Below are 21,179 nucleotides of genomic sequence, written 5' to 3' on the forward strand. Positions count from 1 at the left end.
CGCTGATAAATCAAACTGAACTACGGGTAGCAATTAAAACGCCTAATGCTTACTCACTCCATTATAAAAATTAATTATTCGGGTGATGGCTTAGCAATTCCCTAGGCAATTACTGAAACTTAACTTGAAATTAGCTCAGTAGCACATTTGCCATCCCATCCAGTCGACTCTTTACTTTTTCCCACTGCGGCATCACTTGCCCCATTAATCGGTAAAACCGCTCACTGTGGTTGTGCTCGGCTAGGTGGCATAGCTCGTGTAGGATTACGTAATCAATACAATCTCTGGGGGCTTTAACCAAATGGGGATTAAGCGTCAGTCGTCCTGCTGGTGAACAGCTGCCCCATTGGGTTTGCATGGTTAATACCCGTAGTGGTGGTTTTTCGCTGACCCAAAGGGCTTGTTCCAGCATTGCCTCTAATCGACGGGCAAAGGCATCCTTGGCACGGGCTTTGTACCAGTCTGCAAGCAAGGCGCTGATTTTCTCTGCTGACTTTTCCCGCACCGTTACTTCAATCTTACCGCGCAATAGTTTTACGGATGGTTTTTCTGTCGTGTTTTCGATCACTTTCAGGACGTACTGTTTGCCTAGGTAGTAGTGGCTTTCGCCGCTGATGTATTGCCGTGGGCGTACATGTTCCAGGCGGGATCGGAACTCGCGTAGTTGCTGATAAATCCATCGCGCACGCTGCTTGGCAGCTGCGATCACTTGTTCATTACTGGCTGTTTCAGGCGCACTGATTTGCACACGGCAATCTGGCAATACCTTGATTAGTATTTTGCCACTGCCCTCTGTGCGTGGTAGCCGCTCAAAACTTATCAGTTCGTCGGAGTAGTTGAACGAGAGATTGGTTTTGCTCGGCTTCTGCTTAGGTTTGATCGCGACGTTCAACTTAAACCCCAGCCGCATTCAAACCAACACGAGTAATCTGTACCACCCATTCCACCATTGCCTTGGCCTGATCCATGCCTGCACCAATGGCTTTGCACTCTTTGAACAAGAGCGGCAGCAATTGCTTGCGGATGTTGGCTTCGATGTTTTGCGGATTGATAGAATGCTCGCCCACAACTTGCTCAACCAGCTGGTCGATATCAAAAGCCAGCGCGACCCATTTATCGAGTACCTGTGGATCACTGATGGCAAATACCTCCGGCAGCGATTTTTTAAAAATGCCGAAATAGGCTTGCGCATGGCGATTCCCTTTAAATGCATCGGGCAATTCATCCAGCTGGCGATTTTGCACTTTCTCTTCAAATTCGTGGAACAGTAGGTATTGCTTTAGCGGATGATCGAATAGCTTTTCAGCCTCGGCAATCGCGTCGCGCAGCAGCTTAGAGAATGCTTCTTGCGCGTAGGGATCATCACGCAATTCCTGCTCAATCATCTTGGCCACACGGGTTTTAATGATGTCAGTCTCGTTGCGGGTTTTTTCTTCTGACCAATCTTCCGGTTTGGGTTTGCTGCCCATTTTACCGACTTCATAGGTGCCGCCCGGTTCGCGCACTTCAACGCCGACAACGTGTTTATCCAGCAGTTTTTTCACCTGCGCGGCATAGTCGTCGTAGTTGATGGCTTCGCCAGAATCCTGCTTCACCAACTGGCGCAGGCTGGAAAACTGTTTCACCGTTTCTTTGTAATGCTGGCGGTCGGCATCGCTAAAGCTGGTGTCTTCAAAGAAGGTAGCCGATTGCAGTGCCACTTTCAGGCAGCTAGAAAACTCGCTCAACGCCTCGTAGAAGTCATCCCGTACTTTTTGATTGATATCGACCAACTCGCCATTGCGCTCTTCAGTTTTAGGGATCAATACTTGGCGCAGCTGTTCGATGTCGTTCTTGTTTTTTACGCCATCAAAAATCGCCCACAACTGCTTATACAAGCGCGGTAGGCGTTTGTATTCGGTGCTCATTGGGTTATATAAGCCAGCGATATCGTTGATGTCGTAGCCGCCCTGAGTGCGCGAAGCCAGATCCTGATACTTGGCAATGGTGGTATCCAGCTCGGCCAGAATGCCGCGATAGTCGATCAGCAGGCCGAATTTTTTCAGCGGATGCAGCCGGTTCACACGCGCAATGGCCTGAATCAGGTTGTGCTCTTTGAGTGGCTTGTCGATATACAGCACGGTGTTTTTCGGCTCATCAAAGCCGGTGAGCAGCTTGTCCACCACAATCAAAAGCTTCAGCGATTCGTCTTTGTCGAAACGCTCGATCACCTGCTTGGTGTAGGCCTGTTCATCTTGCGAGCCGACATTCTCTTTCCACCACTGTGTTACTTCCGGCATCGAAGACTCATCAACGTCGGAGTTGCCTTCTCGGGTATCCGGTGCGCTAATCACCACGGCGGATTCAAATAGGCCAACTTCGTCGAGATATTTCTTGTATTTAATGGCCGATGCTTTGCTATCGCAAGCCAGCTGTCCTTTCAGACCTGCGGTGATATTCTTATCAAAATGCTCGGCAATGTCGCGGGCAATCAGCTGGATACGGTCTTCAGCGCGATACAGCTCACCACGTTTGGCGTATTTGCGTTTCAGGTCGGCTTTCTGTTCATCGGTCAGGCTGGTGGTAATGCGAGTGAAGCCTGCATCAATTGCTCGGTCATTAATATCCAGATCAGGGATGCGCTCTTCGTACAGCAGTGGCGTAACAGCTTCATCTTCCACTGCTCGTTGCATGGTATAGGCATGCACAATCGGGCCGAATTTGCTGGTGGTTTTGTCTTCTTTGAGCAATGGCGTGCCAGTAAAGGCCACAAAGGCGGCATTGGGCATGGCCTGCTTCATGCGGATATTGCTCTCTCCACCCTGACTGCGGTGGCCTTCATCAATTAACACGATGATGTCGGGGCTGGTGTTCACGCATTCTGGCAGCTTGGTCGCAGTATTGAACTTGTGAATTAGCGAGAAAATAATCCGCTCGGTGCCAGTACTAATCTGCTCGGCCAGCCGCTTGCCCGAGGTGGCCAGCGCGGCCTCTTTGTCCTTTTTGCCCGCTAATTCGCCACCAGAAGCAAAGGTTTTGGATAGCTGGCTTTCCAGATCAACGCGGTCAGTGACCACCACAATGCGGCATTGCTTGAGCGAATCATGCAGGATCAGCGCCTTGCTCAGGAATACCATCGTGAACGATTTACCCGAGCCGGTGGTATGCCAGATCACGCCGCCTTCGCGGCCACCATCGGCGCGACGGGTATTGATGCGGGCGATGAGTCGCTTAATGCCAAACACCTGCTGATAGCGGGCGACGATCTTGCCGACTTTTTTATCGTACAGCGTGAAATAGCGCACCATCTCCAGCAGGCGGGCGGGCTTGAGCAAGCTGATCAGCAGTTTATCCTGCCCAGTCACAGCCAACTCACCACCGGCCAGCAGCGATTGAAACCAAGCCAAATCCTTGGCTGGGCGATGATTAAACAGGGTATCTGTCTGCAACTCGCTTAATGACTTGTTTTTGAGTGCATACATCTCGGCATCCGAGATATCCTCTTCGCGCCAAGCAGCGAAAAACTTCTCCGGTGTGCCACAAGTGCCATACCGGCCATCGGTACCGTTGATGGATAAAATCAGCTGGGCATAGGCAAACAGGCGCGGGATTTCGTCAAAGCGTTGATTGCGAAGCGATTGCGAAATCCCCTCGGCAATGGTCGGGCCTTTTTTGGCATTACCATCGGGGCGCTTGGCCTCGATCACCACCAGCGGAATGCCATTCACAAAGCACACGATATCAGGGCGGCGGCTATCAATGCCCCCCGTGCGCGTTACGCTGTATTCCTCGGTGAACAGAAAACTGTTGTTCTCTGGCTTTTCCCAGTCAATCAGCGCAATGGTCGGGTTGGCCTTTTTGCCATCCATAAACTCGGTCACCGAAATGCCGTACAGCATGTGGTTGTAGAGCTTTTCATTGGCCAGCGCGAGGCCTTCATTGAGCGCGGGGCTGCACACCTCCGCGATCAGCTTATCCACCGCTTTTTCTGACAAAGCCTGCTCACGCCCCTCGAAGCGAAAACGGCGCGTGTGCAAAACTTGCCGCAGCTCATCGCGCAACACCACCTCATCCTGCTTGCCACCACGTTTGGCCAATGCCACTTCGGGCGGCAGAAAAGTCCAGCCAAGGTTGGTCAGCAGCGTCAGCGCAGGTATTTTGGCGCTATATTCTTCTTGGAATTTAGGGTTGAACGACTGGTTCATACTGGCACTCTTTGTTCGGACATTCGTTCTTTAAACGAAATCAGTTCATGAATCTGGCTTGAGTGAGGGTCAAAAATCCACTCGTGATCAAATAAGGTCGCAAGTCTTTCAGACATAAAAGTAGAACCAACCACAAGTGAATAAAATTGATTGCCAAAGGCGCGTTGCGCTTCGATTTGCTGTTGAACAGCCTGCGGAAGTCCGCCCATCACAAAATCAGAAATCATCAACAAATCGGCTTTCTGGTAATTGTCTTCTTTCATAACAGTCAGAGCATGATCCAATGCTGGGGCAACATCGGTGCCGCCATGAAAAGACATGCGCAAAAAATCAATAAGACTATCCATCTCAATGCCTAGACCTAAGTCGAGACATTTAATACCGGTTGAAAAATTGATGACATAACAAGCACGGCCTTGCTCTTTGGCTTTGCAAGCCATAAATAGGGTAACGGCCTTGGCGATTGTTTCTGGCATACCTCGCATTGAGCCACTGGTATCAACGCAAATCACCATAGGTCCAAGTTTGTCTTGTTCCGAAATCGTCCGATCTTCCTCGTGCGAGAATTCTTCTGCTTGCTGGCCTTGCATTTCAAAGCACATTAAGCGTGACTCAACAAATTTCAGATCAAATAGCAGAGCAGTATCGGGATCGGATAACAAGGCCAGTTCACTGGGTAGAGCATGCTCAATATCCCGCCCTAGCCGTATGCCAACAATTTCTTCGCGGGAGTTAAAGTCAGGCACATTAATTGTTTGCGCATGATTAACGAGTACCTTTTCTAAGCGCTCAGAGAATTCGAGCTGCCGCAGCTTACCGAGTAAATCACACAACTGCCTTACGCCATCACTTTCATTCAAATAGTTCAGCCAGCGCTGAAAAGTCTCAATATCCTGAGCAGATAGTGAACCGCTTGAAAAATCAAACAAAAGGCCAGCATCTAGCCCTAAGTCATCTAGTAGTTGCTTCAGCTGTGCAATCACATCCAGCAAACTTTTCAACTGCCTGAGCAATGCCGCACGCAACTCGGCTATTTTTTTCAACTCCCACTCGGCTTTTACTTTATCCAAAGCCTTTTGCCACTCATTGGCTAAGAGCTGGCTTGAAGCAGTGAAGTCGATCTCTGCAGAACCATCCTTCGCAATTTCGGCGCTGTTTTCAGTGTAATTGCGCCAGAATTGCTCATTCGTGGGCAATTTACTTGCTCGACAAAAGCCAAGAAAATCCTCTACGGCTGTAGAAAAGGACTCGTCTTGAATGCCTTCCGATTGAAGTTGAGAAATATAGCGATTAAGCTGGTTTTCGTATTCTTCGAAAGGATAGCTATCCGCTAAGGTTACGGATGTGTGCCGTTCCCATCGCTGAATTTGCTGTTCGATATGCTGCTTGACTGCTGACTGCTGAGTAATTTGCGCATCAAAGCTGGCAAAGATAGCGTCATTAGCAGCTTGGGCCGCAAGTTTGACCCTATTTAACGACATAGTGCTTCCAGACGATCGCAGTCTAATATGCGCAAATTGAGCGCATCAATCTGCTGATTGATGCTTTGTATTGCAATATCAGTTTTCTCTGAAGGAGAAAACACAGAGTAAAGTTGAGATTCAAAACCAGATCGTTGCGCCTCAACCTGCTCTAAAATTAAAACAAAACTCTTTCTAATCTCCTTTACATCTTTTTCTAATGATGAAATAAGCCTGCGATTAACATTTTCCTTTTGCGAACCCTTGGCTAACTTAACTTTTGGCTTGAACTGCAGGAAATTGCGCCTATTGAAATAAATATGGCAAGAGCCTTGCCCATCAAACACGCTTTGGTACTGTGCAAGCACATTCCCATTTTTATCTATTGGATTAAATTCTTGGCGGCTTTTGTATTGCTCTAATGAAATATAAAAGCGATTAGCCTGATTAACACCATCACCCCACTCAACTTGGAAATAATCTTTGCCCTTGATGGAAACAGTATTGTAATTATATTGATCTTCGGTGTGATATAACTCTTCGTTGATTTCTTTATCTAGCTGGTCTTTCTTTCTATCCAACTCAGCCAAACTAATCCCCGTATCTAGACCAGCATCCAAAATCGCTTGCTCAACGATATTGATCACCGCTTCACGATTGTCTGCGTGTGTCCACAAGCAATGTGAGAGCAGCAGCGCATCGTTATGGTTGGTTTGATTGCGCCCATTAAAAAAAGCCGCGCCTTTCATCAGCATCGCAGCCCGTTGCCAGCGTCTATCCGACACATAAACCTTCAACTCTTCATAACGCTCGGCGAGCGCAGCGCGGATCAGGTGAATAATCGTTAGCGTTTCTTTCGATAAAGCGACATTCCCGATTGCAACCCGCCATTCATTCCATTCGCTTTGCTTCACGATCAAATCGCTCGGCACGGTAATTGCAGCCTCAGTCGGTTTGCTATCGAGCAATCGCTCAAAGTTTTCTACCTCTGAAATTGGCCCCACCATCAGACGGACGATAAAGCGATCGAACAGCGCATCAAGCCCTTGGTTAGGCTCTGGGGTTTCATTGGAGGCGGCAATTAACGCTTTGAGGGGGGCTTTTTCGATGGATTCGCCGTTGCGGAAGATGTGCTCATTAATCAGTGTGAGCAGCGTATTCAGAATTGCCGGGCTTGATTTCCAGATCTCATCAAGGAAGGCAAATTCGGCCTTAGGTAAATAGCAATCCGTCTTGCGAATGTATCGATCTTCCTTCAAGGCCTTAATCGACACAGGCCCAAACACTTCTTCAGGTGTACTAAAACGATTCATCAAATATTCGAAATACGCAGGCTGATCAAAAGCGCAAGCAATCCGGCGCGAAATCAAGCTTTTTGCCGTACCCGGCGGGCCATATAAAAACGTGTTTTGCCCACATAAGACCCCCAGCAAAGCAACCGCAATAATCTCTTCACGCTCATACATGCCAGCACTCACCGAATTGATGAGCGCGCCAATCCGCTTTTGAATCGATGGCTTAACTTCTTTTTTTTGTTTTTGAACTGGCTGGGGGCTAAATTTATCGTTCATTTTGGTTCCAATTGCTATCACTTTGCTATTCGGTTAGTGCTGGTTTTTTATGTCGCGTAACAAATTGGGCTACGACTTGATCGGCTTCATTCGAATGGTGGCGTGGCATTTGAATTCTCATTCCAAATACCCCCTGCCGCAGCTTCAATCTCCAAATACGATTTTGGAATTAGCGGAGTTCGGATTGGCGCAATTACTTTGTCCCAATCAACGGTTGAGCCATCATTATTTTTTCGGCGCAACTTAGAACCGGAGCCTAGACTCATTGAGAATAAATCGAGGAAGCGTCTTGGCCCCACACCAACGAATGGCTCGAATTTCACCAGTCCGTTATCTGCCGTGGCGGTATTGAGTTCGGATTTAAGCTCAATTGCTTCAGAGTGAAACTCAAGCGCTCGGCTTTTCGGATATGGCTCAACGTACACAACGCGTGAAATCCCGCTCGCAATGATGTGTTTAGCGCAATTATGGCAAGGGAACGTGGTGCAATATAAAGTGCTCCCCACCGTTGGAATCCCTGCTCGGCTGCAAGAGAGCAAGGCATCCATTTCGGCGTGAACAATGCGACCAAATTCGGTCAAATCTGAAATCTTGCTTTCTTTTAGCAGCCTAGCTAAATCGAGTTCTTTTTCACTTGTTACAACCCCTTCTGCCAAAAGAGTGCGAGCAATTTCATTGATGATTGATGCTTGTGTTTCCTTATTGGAATCCACCTCACGGGTATAGTCTTTACCGTCAGGGCGATCAATAACTTTTCCTGTTTCTGGGTCCATTTCAGCCCAGTACAATCCACCACCAGATTGTGGAACATCGTTGGCACCAGTTGCAATAATCTGGCGTTCACGGCTAATTACAGCACCCACCTGACGCGACAAATCGCCGGAACGAACCGAGCTATTAAATGCCATAAACATGGCGAACTCATCGAACGTTGGGTTTTTATATGGGTGGGAAAAAATCAACTCCAGAAAACGTTGCAGCCCATTTTTAATAGGGTCATCATTGTTACCGAAGTTTAAGAAAAAATCAGCGAGATGATAAGTGTCTCTCGTTTTTTGGCCATGATCAAAACTCTCATCTTCGTCGATCTTAATCAATTCGTGAGCTTGTTCTTGAGTACAACTTTTATCTTCAGTTAAGAACCGATGGCGTCGTTTGACATCGGCATGAATGCCGATTAAATAAAAGCCATCGCCATATACCTTTCTCAGAAACTCAACTTCACGCGGGTGTTTTAGAGAATTAACAATGTATGCTTTTTTTGTTGGGGCTCCGCCACGTTTTTGTGCAATTTGCTGAGCTACACCGGCAGCTAGAATCGCATTATTCTTGCTCAATTCACGTAATTTATCGCCTTCGCACATATAGTGCTTGATTCGGTCATACTCACGCGATGCGCTTGCAGGAGCTGGCAGAATAGATGAAACACGAATATCTTCAACGGTGTAGCCAAACCCTTTTAGTCGATCAGTTAATGGACCTATAACGCGAGTTGACTCAGTTCCAACCGCACTAACGATACCAATAACTAACTCACCCTCGTTGATACCAGTAGTTAGGAAGCGTTGCTCCAAGGATTCGACCGTAGCCTTGGTCACGGTTAAGGTTGCGGATGCGTTTACAGAGGCAACGGCAGTAGCAATAAGGCTATCTGTGTTTTCCTCTGGATATAGCAGTTTTGGCACCTCGGCTTCCAGTCGTGCTTTGCCACCACCTTTTCCTTGAAACTGAATTGTGCCGGTTGACTCATACCAATTCATCACCCCTTCATCAAAGCGAAGGACTTTTTTTCCGGTTTGTGAATCATCCCAAGTGCCCGTCAGTGAGCCCAGTTTCTGCTTTAACTCTTCATAAGTACCAGTGAATTTCAGACTCATCTGTAACTCCTAATTATTCATCAACAGAAACGCGGCGCTTGCCGGTGAGCAGGGTTTGCATCAGGGCTTTTTTCTCTTGCTTCAGGCCGTCGAGCTGGGATTGCAGGGTTTCGATTTCTTGGGCGGCGGAGTTCAGAACTGCTGCAACCTTGCGCTGTTCTTCTAACGTTGGTGGACAATACAACTTGGTTTTCTTTGCATTTTGTATCGTATACGTGCCAACTGTTGTTACTGCAGCCTGATCGGTTATTTGCTTTTGAATAAAGTCGGACTGAAAACAATGATAAAAGAAGTCCGAGTCAATATCGCCTTCGCGTTTAAACCAAAGGACATTCCCATCTTTAAAGTAAAAACGATCTCCGTCCTTAACTTGATAGCAAATACCCAAGGTGCCAACTCCACTTACTAAAAAATCGCCTGTCGATGGCGTTTCATATTTTTTAGTAATTTCATCAAACAGGTGTTCTGAAATATAAATTTCGCTTCGGAAGGGTTCGTTTTTACTCAAAGAAACTAATTCCCGTGTTCGATAAAATGGAACGCCTGAATCTGTCCAATCTTCTTGCAGAACACGTTTGCTAGAACCTACTTTAAAAAAGTCATTGACAGTGCAATATCTCCAAACGCCATTAAATTGTTGCCCATCACTAGAAAGAAGACGTTTTTTGCCGGTGAGCAGTTGTTGCATCAGGGCTTTTTTCTGCTGGCGGGCGAGGTCGAGCAGGCGCTCGGTGGTGGCGATGGCCTGATCCCAAGTCGAGAGGATTTGGGCGATTTTCTTTTGCTCGGGTAACACTGGAACTGGTAACTCTAAATCACGAATTACTTTTAGGCTGACCGTCTTGTGCGATGAGCCATCTACGGTCCTTTCAATTTGTCGTTTTATATAGTTACTTTTTAAAACATAGAAAACATACTTGGGATCAGCGGAGTCATTAGACTCCGCAATTACTGTATTTTGCCCTAAACAAAATGGCTCATCTGTATCTACAAATGCACTAATTCCATAACTGCCAACCCGGCTAAATACAATATCATTTCGCTTGGGGCGGTACTTTTTTGTAAACTCCATAAATACATCAACAGAGACCATAGCAGTATTGCTCAAATCAAGGTTTGCACCATTAACATCCGCAACGCGCACCATTGGATAACCTGCATTAGAAAATGTCGGCGTTTGATGAAGTGAGTCAAAAACTCTAAATATTGAATCTAAGTTCTTTATTTTCCATTCTTTAGGCAACATAACCCAGCTCCTGCAGATATTTTGCCATTTCGGTTTCCAGCGCATTCAATTGCGCTTTCAGTTGCTCGCGCTCAGCACGCACCGCCAACAGATCGATTTCTTCCTCTTCTTCAAAGGTATCGACATAGCGCGGGATGTTCAGGTTGAAGTCGTTTTCTTTGATCTCGTCAAAGCTGGCCACATAGGCGTATTTATCAAAACTCTGGCCTTCGCGGTAGGTGGTGACAATTTTGGCGATGTTGTCTTCCGTCAGCACATTCTGGTTTTTACCGGCTTTGCATTCGCGGCTGGCGTCGATGAACAGTACGTTGGTGTCGGATTTTTCCTTGCTGAAAATCAGGATCGCCGCCGGAATGCCGGTGCCGTAAAACAGTTTTTCCGGCAGGCCGATGACTGCGTCGAGCAGGTTTTCTGTAATCAGTTTCTGGCGGATTGCGCCCTCGCTGCTGCCACGGAACAGCACGCCATGCGGCACCACCACGCCCATGCGGCCACTGCCGGGTTTCAGCGTTTCGATCATGTGCAGGATAAAGGCGTAGTCGCCCTTGGTTTTGGGCGGAATGCCACGGCGAAAGCGGCTGAATTTATCGTTTTCGGCTTCGTCGTGCCCCCATTTTTCCAGGCTAAACGGCGGGTTGGCGGTGACGATGTCAAACAGCATCAGCTCGCCGTTTTTATCCAGCAGCTTGGGGTTGCGGATGGTGTCGCCCCATTCGATTTTGTGGTTGTCTTCGCCATGCAGAAACATATTCATCTTGGCCAGCGACCAGGTCGAGCCGATGGCTTCCTGCCCGTACAGCGCGTAGTTTTTGCTGCCGTGATTGCTAACGACTTTACGGCCACACTTCATTAATAGCGAGGCCGAGCCGCAGGCCGGATCACAAATGGTGTCGCCCGGCTGTGGGTCGAGCAGCTCGGCCAGCAATTCTGAAACTTGGGGTGGTGTATAAAATTCACCCGCTTTTTGCCCGCCACTGGCGGCAAAGTTATTAATCAAAAACTCATAGCCGTTACCGATGATATCGAGCGCGCCGACGCGGCTAGGCTTAAGGTTGAGTTCAGGCTTGGCAAAGTCTTCCAGCAGGTGGCGTAGAATGGTGTTTTTCTGCTTTTCTTCGCCCAGCTTGTCGGTGTTGAAGCTGATGTCCTGAAACACGCTTTTGCCCGCGTCTTTGAGCTTGGTGCCGTTGGCTTCTTCAATCGCGTGTAGTGCCTGATCGATACGCTCGCCATTGCCCGCTTCAAAGCGGCGCTCGTACAGCTTGTAGAAGCTGGCTTCTTTGGGCAGCACAAAGCGCTCATTTTTGAGCATCTCGGTAATCAGCTCTGGTTCGTCGCCGTATTCGGCCTGGTAGCCATCGTAGTGGTCTTGCCATACATCGCTGATGTATTTCAGAAACAACATGGTGAGCACGAAGTCTTTATAGGTATCGGCGCTGATGGTGCCGCGAAACGTATCGCAGGCAGCCCATAGCGCTTTGTTGATGTCGTCCTGATTGATTTGGTCGGTCATGGTTATTCCTTGGATGGCGTATTTTTAATGGTTTGTATTGCGGGCGTTGGGGCCGTGAGCAGTTCGGCGGCGAGTTCATTGGCGATGGCCGCAAGCATTTGCTCGCCATTCCGGCGCAGTTGTTCGATGAGGCGCAGCTCTTGCTGCAGAGTATTGGCAAGGCCAATGATGGCCTGCTGGCGGGCTAGATCAGGTACGGCAATGGGTATCTCTTCCAAGGCATTGCGTTTAATGGCTTTGGTAAGGGTACCCTCGGCATTGAGGTCAAAGTAGCGCTGGCTAGGTGGTTGATTGAGAAACCAGTACAGGTATTCGGGTAATAATTGCAGCGCAGTGGTGCGGACGATGAAAAACTGCGGTGCAGCGATGGCCTGCTTGCCCGTTACGGTGAGTGAGTCATCAATCAGTACAGCATAATTACGGCTGCCACGGGCGGCGACCAGAATATCGCCGACTTGCAGGCAGTCATCACGGCGGCCTGTGGGCTCGGTTTCAATGCAATCAGCCCAAGCCACACCGCCGAGTGACGAGGCATCTTTCATCTGCACAGCTACAATTCCAGAGCCTGGCGACTCAGGAATCTTCCCCCGAAAGGGGTGCCCGGCAGAGATGTTGGCTAGGTGTTTCAGTTGCATGTTTGTGTAGTTTCATCGGCGATACTGCACAATATTCGTCCTAACAAATCCTGTCAACAAATATTGTTTCATTCGCTTTACTGCATAAAAAAAGCCACACATTCTTGTGTGGCTCAGTGGTGTGGTATTTGAATACTGAATCGCCCCAGGTTTCCTAGACACCTAAAGAGCCTCAAAATGAGGTAATTAGGAGCTCTTATGTACAAATCAAAACGCTATACCGAAGAGTTTAAAATCGAAGCCGTTAAGCAGGTGACCGAGCGCAATTATCCTGTCGCAGAGGTCGCCGAACGGCTCGGCGTTTCTGGCCACAGTATTTATAGCTGGATCAAACGTTACGCCAATCCTGTGCCTGTTTCAGCCCACACCGACCTTCAACAAGATGAGATTCGACAACTCAAAGCCGAACTACGGCGAGTCACCGAAGAGCGAGATATTCTAAAAAAGGCCGCCGCGTACTTTGCCAAGCTGTCCGAGTAAAGTACGCCTTCATTCGCGAGCACCAAGCGGTGCACCCTGTGCGAAGACTTTGCCGCATGATGCAAGTGCACCCTAGTGGTTATTACGCATGGTTGCGGCAACCCCAGTCACTTCGCTCACTAGATGATCAGCGTTTAACGGGTGTAATTACGGCGTCTTGGCAAGAAAGTGGTGGCGTATATGGCTACCGGAAGATTAGTGCTGATTTGCGTGATTTAGGTGAGCAATGCGGCAAGCATCGTGTTGCTCGCCTCATGCGTTTGGCAGGCCTTCGTTCGCAAACGGGCTATCGTCGGCGGCGTGGTTTTTATGGTGGACGGCCAATCGTCACTGCGCCCAATCATTTAGATCGGCAATTTGCGGTCACCGAGCCCAATCGGGTGTGGGTCACGGACATTACGTATATTCGTACGCATGAAGGTTGGCTGTATCTGGCCGCCGTCTTGGATTTGTTCTCACGGCAAGTGGTGGGTTGGTCAATGGGCGCACGAATGGATCGCGAATTGGCCATCAAAGCGTTATTGATGGCAGTTTGGCGGCGTAAACCAGATCAGGAAGTGTTGGTACATTCTGACCAAGGGAGCCAATTTAGCAGCAACGATTGGCAAGATTTGCTGCGCGCACATAATTTGAAGCCAAGCATGAGTCGACGCGGCAATTGCCATGATAATGCGGTAGCAGAGAGCTTCTTCCAACTACTGAAGCGAGAACGAATCAAGCGGCAAACCTACCGGGATCGTGAAGAAGCCCGCCGTGATGTCTTCAATTATATTGAGATGTTTTACAACCCCAAGCGTCGCCACAGTTTCAATAACGGGTTCTCCCCGGTAGAGTATGAGAAGCAGTATTTCGAACGGCTCGGAAGTGTCTAGAAAACCTGGGGCGATTCACTCCGTATTGCTGAGTGGGACCCTAACACTCCCTCAGTCACATCAAAGCAAGCCGAAGTGCTGACAAACCTAAAACCTGTATATGGTTTTGAAGTATTCAAGTACATCAATGGGCGAACATTGTCAGCGCAACAATATGTGGGGACTTTTCAACTTGGGGTACACACGATTGAAGTGCTCCCTAAGATTGATGGACAAACTAAAGATGTACGACGGAATTTAGTCGCCATGCTTTCAGTTGTTCATGATTTAGATATCAGCGAAGGTGAAGCTGCTCGGCTTGCAAAGCAAAACCATGGGATTTTAGAAATATTAATTCGCATCTTCTGTGATAAGTTATTCCTCCAAATTCATCGTGGCTTAATTCACCGATATGAGGCAAAAGAAGATAACTTATCGGTTCTCCGTGGTCGACTCGGTATAGCGGAACAAGTAAGGTTAAACGCGGGAAATCCAGAACGACTATATTGCCATTTTGACGAGTTCCAAGATGACAATCCGCTGAATCAGATACTTAAAGCGTGTATCAAGTTTCTTTTGAAAGTTGCTAGAGATATTCGTAACCAACAGCTACTTGCTGAATTAATGTTGGTTTTTCAGTCCGTCCGAGAGGTGCATAAATACTCACTCCCTTGGGTCAAAGTTCAATTTGATAGGCTCAGTGACCGATATAAGCCTTGCTTTCATTTAGCTGAACTTTTCCTCAAAGGAATCCCACCTGATGTTACTGGGGGACAAGTGCACGGTTTTTCTTTGTTTTTTGATATGAACCAGCTTTTTGAAAAATACATCGGCCGCATTGCACGAAAAGTGCTAATGCCCATCGGTTATGATGTCATTCTTCAAGGGCCTCAAAAACACCTTGCTTTTGATTTACACAAAAAAAATAGCGTTTTTGCTATGAAGCCAGACATTGTTGGCCTTCACGCTGGTGCGGTTGCTTGGATTTTAGATACGAAATGGAAACCGTTATCTTTGCAAAAGTCCAAAGAGGGCGTTCAGCAAGATGACCTTTATCAAATGTATGCTTATGCACATTGCTATGACACGAAAGACGTCGTCCTTTTATATCCCCATCACTCCGAGTTAAATGGTGAGGCTGGAATCAGAAGCCTGTTTGCATTAAATCCTTGGATTCGAGGCGCAGTAGAAGACTTCAAGAGAGTTAAGGTTGCAACGATTGATTTAACTGTACTTGGAACAGTGCCTGAACAACTCAAGCGGATAATCTTGAGCGGTGCTTCGGCAGCAGCATCTACAGCTTAATCGGCTAAAAAGTTATTTATCTCATGGCCTACAAATCGCTGTTGTTTAAAAACACGCAGCGCGAACATTACTTTTATTCCGGTTCAATGCCCAGCTGTCGATTGAATGTTCACGCTGACTTGTTTTAGCCAAATGCCAAGATTTGTTGACCTAACGATACTAGCTGGCATGGGCATAGTCGACTTTTTTCAACACCTTAGTAATGTCATTTTCGTTTGTAGGCCCCTAATTTTTCGCGTCAGCTCTTCCTGCTTTTCTAGTTCACCAATACCGTTCTCCTGCTTGCAAAAATCAGTCTGTCATTTGCGTGTAGTGGCACAGCTTGGAACACAGAGGCGACCATTAACCCTAACAATTAAGCGAATATCGATGGAAATAGGGCTTCAGCAGAACGCTCAATAGCACCCCAATAAAAAAGCCCGCGTTTGCGGGCTTTTTCTTCGCACTATTCTTGGCTCTTCTGGATGTTGGCAAACATAACTTCTGCTGCGTCGAGCGCTTGTTTGTTCAGTTCCTCCTCAATACTCGGCATGTAAACGCCCTCGTCGCCTGCAACATAAAGTGCGCCGCCGTAGTCATCATCATATTCTTGACCATCGTACATGCCACCATCGTGATAGGCTCTGAGCGTAGATTTCGTAAAATCTTTACCAAGCAGCAACGCTAAGTGGTGCCAAGTCCAAGCTTCTTGGTGGTTCGCGTCAAGCTCACGCTCAATTAAAGCCCGGATTGCAGCCAAATCACCCAGCTCTCCGAGTCTTTTCAATGCCCAGTATTCACCTGATTCAGCCAGCTCTTCAAGTGCGTCATTAGAACCTTCCTCAGCGGCTCTTTTTAGCCAAACTTGGCTTGATTCGTAAAACCCTAAGCTGGCCGCAACCTCTGACATTCGCAATGCGTTTATGTCGCCATCCATCTTCTCTGCAAGAGTAAAGAACGCGCCGTCATCAAATGTTGTCGCATATTCTAGTGAAGCCGCTTGGCAACCATTCAGTGCCGCAACTTTCAAATGATGCTGATATTTTTCGTAAATTGGTTTTTGCACCAAGTATTCATCAACCCATTGGCGCTCTATAGACGTAAGTTTTCTACCCCGCAACGACTCTTCATACAAGTAGCTACTAGGCTCAGGAATACGATAGATGATTGCCAGAGCATAATTGGCATCAGGATGATTCTGCACCGCTAATTGTTGCAAACTCTCCATCAAAACTGGTGAATTAACAAAATCAATGCCGGTATCGACTTCTACTTTAGCCTCTTCCTCATCCTCTTCCTCATCCTCTTCCTCATCGATATCGTCATAGAAGTCATCATCTTCATACTCGTCGTAATATGGGTCTCTAGATTTTTCAGGCTTAGGAGGGTCAAGCCGAGCAAGCAAATCTCGTATTTTAATAAACGTGATGCTGTACTCAGCTAGTTTGTCGGCCAAGCACTTTGCAACGTTAGAAGCGTGCTCTCCTGGATAACCTAGTTGAATAACTCGGCCGACGAGGTCAGCAATATTGTTATTTGCAGCACTGCCAATTGTCGAATCCACAAAAATAGCTTCGGAGTTAAAAGCAGCAAATGATTTGTAGCCGAACGAAGCAGAAATCAGCTCATAGATATGAGCACGTTTGAACTGGGAACTTGTGGTGGTTTGGATGTGTTGCTGGGCGGTGAATGCAAACTCTTTGATAGTCATATTTACTTCCTAAAATAAGCCCCGTCGATTCGAGTTAAGGCACACGTTTAAGACCTCGACGATGAGGCTCCAAAAGGAGAGTAATTTATGCAAATAGGATGGAAATTGAATTGGGTAATACAGGCCGTTTTTTACTCGTGTGCAAGTACGGTTGGCACCAAAGTAAAATTTACCCCATCTGCATGTAGGGCGTCAAGATGCGCGGTAGTAAGTCCGAACTAAGCTTGGCTGATGAAAAGCAGCGAGATTTGGCTTCAACTACCTCAGCAAGAACCAGCGGTAATTAAACTTGCAATGACCGCCTTTAACTTGTCAGGCATTGATGCAACTACCAAAATTCACTGCATTACTTTCAGCCAAGGCGGCAGAAAAATATGGTCTGTTTTTTTCGTTATGGGGATTGTATCTTCTTTTGCAAAGCTCTAATTTTTTGCTTCAGCTCTTCCTGCTTCGCTAATTCGCCAATGCCTTTATCTGGCCTGCAAAAAATGAGTCTTTCATCTGATGGAGCGGCAACCTCGATGGATTCATGGTCATCGATGGCTAACCAATAGATAATTTTTCTATTGGAGGCATCTTGAAGAATTTCTACATATCTTTCTGAATTAGTACATTCAACAACACCACTAAATCTAGAACCGACATTTCCAAGTAATCGAATCAGCGTTTCATCCTCGAAAAGTCTACGCCAGTCCGAGGACACAATTATCCTTACGTCCTCAAAATCATTAAGCACGTGCTGAAGGTCATCGAGCCAGCAAAACAAGTTTGGATTCTTGCACAACCGTCCGTTTTCATCGATTGCAGGCTCGCCGTCTTGATGCAATACGCCATCGAAATCTAAGTATATAAAAATGGATGATTTTGGGTCCATAATTCTCACCTCTAGCGACAATCCACAATACTAGAGTCACGCTTCCCAACAAAAAATACAAGATAAATATTTGATTATTAATGAAAATATTTAATGACAGTTTATGCTTTATTTTTTATCTTAATGCCACTTTATGCTTTATTTATGAATAAAAAAGAGCCGAATTCGACTCCTAGAATGACAACTTATGCTTTATTAATGGACACTTTATGCTTAACGGCACATAGAGAAATCTAAGTGGCTTTTTTTATGCCTAAAAAGGCCCTTTTAAGCCCAACAATAGCAACATTAATCACAACATTCCTTACAAAAAACACCAACCCAACAAAAAACCTCGCATATAAACGAGGTTTTTTATCATCAAAAGGACAAGCAAGAAACTCCCCCCTCCCCCTTGCACCCCATTCGCCAGCTCAAACACTTATAACATGCTGATTATAAGAGAAAAACAAAAACAATGTTCTAATAATTTCATGCTTCATTGAAGCTGATTAAGCCGCATTTTTATTGACCTAAGAATCAACGTATTAGAACAATTTCGCCCCTAAACAGCATAGGCAAATAGCAAATTTAGGAGGCACCAAGACTACAAAGTAAGGTGCAATACTTACACGAACAATGAAAATTCATAGGATTTTGTGCAGTAATTACAACCAATCATAAACAGCAAAAAAAAAGCTTCGTGTAATATACGGAGCTTCTCGTAAGCCCTTGGTTTCAAATGACCTTCGATCTACTTGCCTCGTTTGCCGCTGCTTTTAATCAGGATCAGCGCCTTATCTCTCTTCAGCTTGGCGATGGTGCAGCATGGGGCGAACAGTTATTACCCCAGCGGGTAACAGGCAGCGAGGGGATCAATCAGGCTTATTGCTATCAGATAGACTGCCTCTCCCCCGATGGCGCTTTAGAACTTAAATCGCTGTTAGGCTTGCCGGTGGTATTGGCGATAGAAAACGCCAATGCTGATGCAATTGAGCGTTGCGGGGTCATTAGCAAGGCACAGCTTTTAGGGTCTGACGGAGGCTTTGCAAAGTATGCGCTGACGGTAGAGCCGCCTTTTGCCCTGCTTAGATATCGCCGCACTTCCCGGGTGTTTCAGGATTTATCTGTCGTCGAGATTGTGAAACAGGTGCTGGCTGAACATCAGGCCAAAAACCCGGTGTTTGCTTCAGTGCAAACGGTGGATTTCAAACTATCGGGCAATTACCCGCCGCGCTCTTATTGCCTGCAATACCGTGAAGACGATTACGCCTTCCTCTGCCGCCTAATGAAAGAAAGCGGTTTATCCTGGCGTTTTGAACATTTGGCGGGTGATTCCCCACAAGTACAGCTCATGGTTTTTGATGATGTATTTTCTATCCCCGAAGCATTGGAGCCTGTCGCTCGCTTTCACCGCGCAGATGCAACAGAAGAAAGCGATGCACTGACCCAATGGCACAGCCAGCGGCAAATCGGCAGCAGTTCGGTTGCCCTTGCCAGCTTCGATTACAAAGCCACACTTACCCAGCACAGCCTGAACGAAAGCGCGATTGATCAGGGCGAAGGCGGGCAACAAATCCAATCAAGTCTGGAATATTACGACCCGCAAGCGCATTACTACGCCAGTGATTTAGACCAGCTGAACCAGGATGCAAAACTGCGCCAGAATGCTTTGGACGGGCAAAAGAAATCATTTACCGGCTCAGGCACTTTACGCAGCCTGCAGGCCGGTCAATGGTTCCGTCTGGAAGATCACCCGGCCCACGAATGGGATAGCCCCGAGCAGCGCGAATTTGCCATCACTGAGCTTAAATTCACGGCAAACAATAACTTGCCCGCAGATTTAACCCAGCAACTTGGCCTGGTTGCGCCCAGCCTGCTTGCCACTTCAGCCAAAGATAACGCGCCTTATCAAGCGGACTTTACCGCCCAAAGACGCGGCCAGCCGGTGCTTAGCCATTTAGGCGGGCAAGAATTTACCAAGCCCACCAGCCTGGGCGTACAAACAGCCACCGTAGTTGGCCCCGCCGGATCCGAGGTACATACCGACGAATATGGGCGAATTAAGGTGCAGCTACACTGGCAACGCGCCAGTGAGCACCCCGAATTTGGCGCTAATTTCGACGATAAATCCTCTTGCTGGATTCGTGTTGCCTATCCATCGGCAGGCGCAAGCTGGGGCCACCAATTCATCCCGCGTATCGGGCAAGAAGTGCTGGTTGACTTTATCGAAGGCGATATCGACCGCCCGATTGTGACGGGCGTTGCCTATAACGGCAGCCATCCAGTCCCCGCCTTCAGCGGCGCGGGTGCTTTACCGGCCAATAAAACGCTATCAGGCATCAAAACCAAAGAGCATGAAGGCGGCCAGTACGGCGAGCTGCTGTTTGACGATACAAAAGGCGAAGTCCGTACCAAATTATCCAGCGAGCACGGCAAAACCCAACTCAACCTTGGTTATTTGATCCACCCGCGCACCGACGGAAAAGGTGAGCCACGCGGCGAAGGTTTTGAGCTGCGCACCGATAATCAAGGCGCAATCCGTGCCAATGGCCTGCTGATCAGCACTGAAGCCAAAGGCGGCGCAAGCGGCAAGCAACTTGACCATAGCCCAGCCCAAAGCCAGCTTGAATCAGCTTTAGCGTTGGCCCAAAGTCTAGGCGAAACAGCCACCAACCAACTTGCTGACACGATGGAAACCGGCGAAGGCGATAAAACCGTCAAGCCAGACAATAGCGCAGGCAGTAAAGCCACCACCGGCCACTTGCACCACCACGTACACGCCAGCAAAAGCTTTGAAGCTGGCAGCAATACCGATAAAGATGGCAAGAGCAAATCCAAAGACCAGGCAGGCCAGCAAAAAATCATCTTGCTGCACGGCGAGGACGGCTTAGCTATCACCAGCCCACAAAGCCAGACAATCAGCGCAGGCACAAACTTAGACCTTATTGCCCAGCGCGACACCAACCAAAGCAGCGGCCGCCGCTGGATTCATAACGTCGGCCAACACATCAGCTTGTTTGTAGCTGGCGTAAAAGACAAAGTTGCACTTAAGCTCATTGCTGCCAAGGGCAAAATCCAGATGCAAGCACAAAGCGACGATATTGAAATCACCGCCGACAAAAACGTCAAAATAACTGCATGCAAAGAAAAAATAGAAATCGCCGCTGGGGACGAAGTGCTCTTCACAGCGGGCGGCGGCTATATCCGGCTAAAAGGTGGCAATATTGAAATCCATTGCCCGGGGGAAGTGAGTATAAAAGGCGCGAGCCATGAAATAAGCGGAGGAACCAGCACCAGCATCAACATGCCAATTTTACCTACTGATCAGCCATTAAATATGAAAATCAGATATGTTAATGCGGATGGCAAGAGCGCTGTATCTGATTCTATCGGCCTGCACCTAAGCGATTCAAATATGCGTGTAGAACAGCCTGACTCTAAAGGTTTCGTTGAATTGAAAGAGATTAAGTTTGGCAAAATAATGGGCACAAAACCCAAACAAGAAGGTTAA

At 47.5% G+C, this 21,179-nt stretch carries 13 protein-coding genes; 3 read left to right on the forward strand and 10 right to left on the reverse strand.

What is annotated here, in order from left to right; translation table 11 throughout:
• Positions 1-130 precede the first annotated feature (130 nt).
• From HA050_RS01840 to HA050_RS01875, 8 genes are all read right to left on the reverse strand, one after another.
• The gene (locus HA050_RS01840) at positions 131-892 is read right to left on the reverse strand and encodes a M48 family metallopeptidase (protein ID WP_205836249.1); all 762 of its coding nucleotides are present in this window, start codon (positions 890-892) and stop codon (positions 131-133) included.
• A gap of 1 nt (position 893) precedes the next feature.
• Positions 894-4,184 carry a type I restriction endonuclease subunit R gene (locus HA050_RS01845; protein WP_166821316.1) on the reverse strand — a complete coding sequence of 1,097 codons (3,291 nt, stop codon included), beginning with the start codon at positions 4,182-4,184 and terminating at the stop codon, positions 894-896.
• Positions 4,181-5,665: a VWA domain-containing protein gene (locus HA050_RS01850; protein WP_166821319.1), complete on the reverse strand. Its 1,485-nt coding sequence runs from the start codon at positions 5,663-5,665 to the stop codon at positions 4,181-4,183. Before HA050_RS01850 ends, HA050_RS01845 begins: the two co-directional genes overlap by 4 nt.
• Positions 5,656-7,215, reverse strand: coding sequence for an AAA family ATPase (locus tag HA050_RS01855; protein WP_166821322.1), 1,560 nt, complete (start codon positions 7,213-7,215; stop codon positions 5,656-5,658). The genes HA050_RS01850 and HA050_RS01855 overlap by 10 nt, the downstream gene beginning before the upstream one ends.
• Positions 7,216-7,301: 86 nt before the next feature.
• A complete protein-coding gene (locus HA050_RS01860; protein WP_166821325.1) occupies positions 7,302-9,092 on the reverse strand; it encodes an anti-phage dCTP deaminase in 1,791 nt (596 codons plus the stop codon).
• A gap of 13 nt (positions 9,093-9,105) precedes the next feature.
• Entirely contained in the window at positions 9,106-10,338 is a 1,233-nt protein-coding gene (locus HA050_RS01865; protein ID WP_166821328.1) for a restriction endonuclease subunit S, read from the reverse strand.
• Positions 10,328-11,851 (reverse strand): type I restriction-modification system subunit M, encoded by a 1,524-nt coding sequence (locus HA050_RS01870; protein ID WP_166821331.1) that lies wholly within the window; start codon positions 11,849-11,851, stop codon positions 10,328-10,330. The genes HA050_RS01865 and HA050_RS01870 overlap by 11 nt, the downstream gene beginning before the upstream one ends.
• Positions 11,852-11,853: 2 nt before the next feature.
• The gene (locus HA050_RS01875; RefSeq protein ID WP_205836250.1) at positions 11,854-12,486 is read right to left on the reverse strand and encodes a restriction endonuclease subunit S domain-containing protein; all 633 of its coding nucleotides are present in this window, start codon (positions 12,484-12,486) and stop codon (positions 11,854-11,856) included.
• 198 nt (positions 12,487-12,684) lie between these two features.
• On the opposite strand from HA050_RS01875, the gene HA050_RS01880 reads away from it, so the two are divergent.
• Together HA050_RS01880 and HA050_RS01885 are read left to right on the forward strand one after the other, a co-directional pair.
• Positions 12,685-13,838 (forward strand): IS3 family transposase gene (locus HA050_RS01880; protein WP_166821334.1). Its coding sequence is split into 2 segments (ribosomal slippage): positions 12,685-12,925 and positions 12,925-13,838, totalling 1,155 coding nucleotides; the frame shifts between segments, so codons are not numbered across the junction.
• Between the two features lie 75 nt (positions 13,839-13,913).
• Positions 13,914-15,122 (forward strand): McrC family protein, encoded by a 1,209-nt coding sequence (locus tag HA050_RS01885; protein ID WP_166821337.1) that lies wholly within the window; start codon positions 13,914-13,916, stop codon positions 15,120-15,122.
• Positions 15,123-15,567: 445 nt separating this feature from the next.
• Here the strand turns inward: HA050_RS01885 and HA050_RS01890 are convergent, their stop codons facing one another.
• Both HA050_RS01890 and HA050_RS01895 read right to left on the reverse strand, forming a co-directional pair.
• Positions 15,568-16,812, reverse strand: coding sequence for a hypothetical protein (locus tag HA050_RS01890; protein ID WP_166821340.1), 1,245 nt, complete (start codon positions 16,810-16,812; stop codon positions 15,568-15,570).
• 391 nt (positions 16,813-17,203) lie between these two features.
• On the reverse strand, positions 17,204-17,686 hold the full coding sequence (locus tag HA050_RS01895; protein WP_166821343.1) for an HAD domain-containing protein: 483 nt from the start codon (positions 17,684-17,686) through the stop codon (positions 17,204-17,206).
• 721 nt (positions 17,687-18,407) lie between these two features.
• Between HA050_RS01895 and HA050_RS01900 the strand changes: the two genes are divergently transcribed.
• Positions 18,408-21,179: a type VI secretion system Vgr family protein gene (locus tag HA050_RS01900; protein ID WP_166821346.1), complete on the forward strand. Its 2,772-nt coding sequence runs from the start codon at positions 18,408-18,410 to the stop codon at positions 21,177-21,179.

This window comes from Iodobacter violaceini (assembly GCF_011601265.1).
Lineage (GTDB): Bacteria > Pseudomonadota > Gammaproteobacteria > Burkholderiales > Chitinibacteraceae > Iodobacter > Iodobacter violaceini.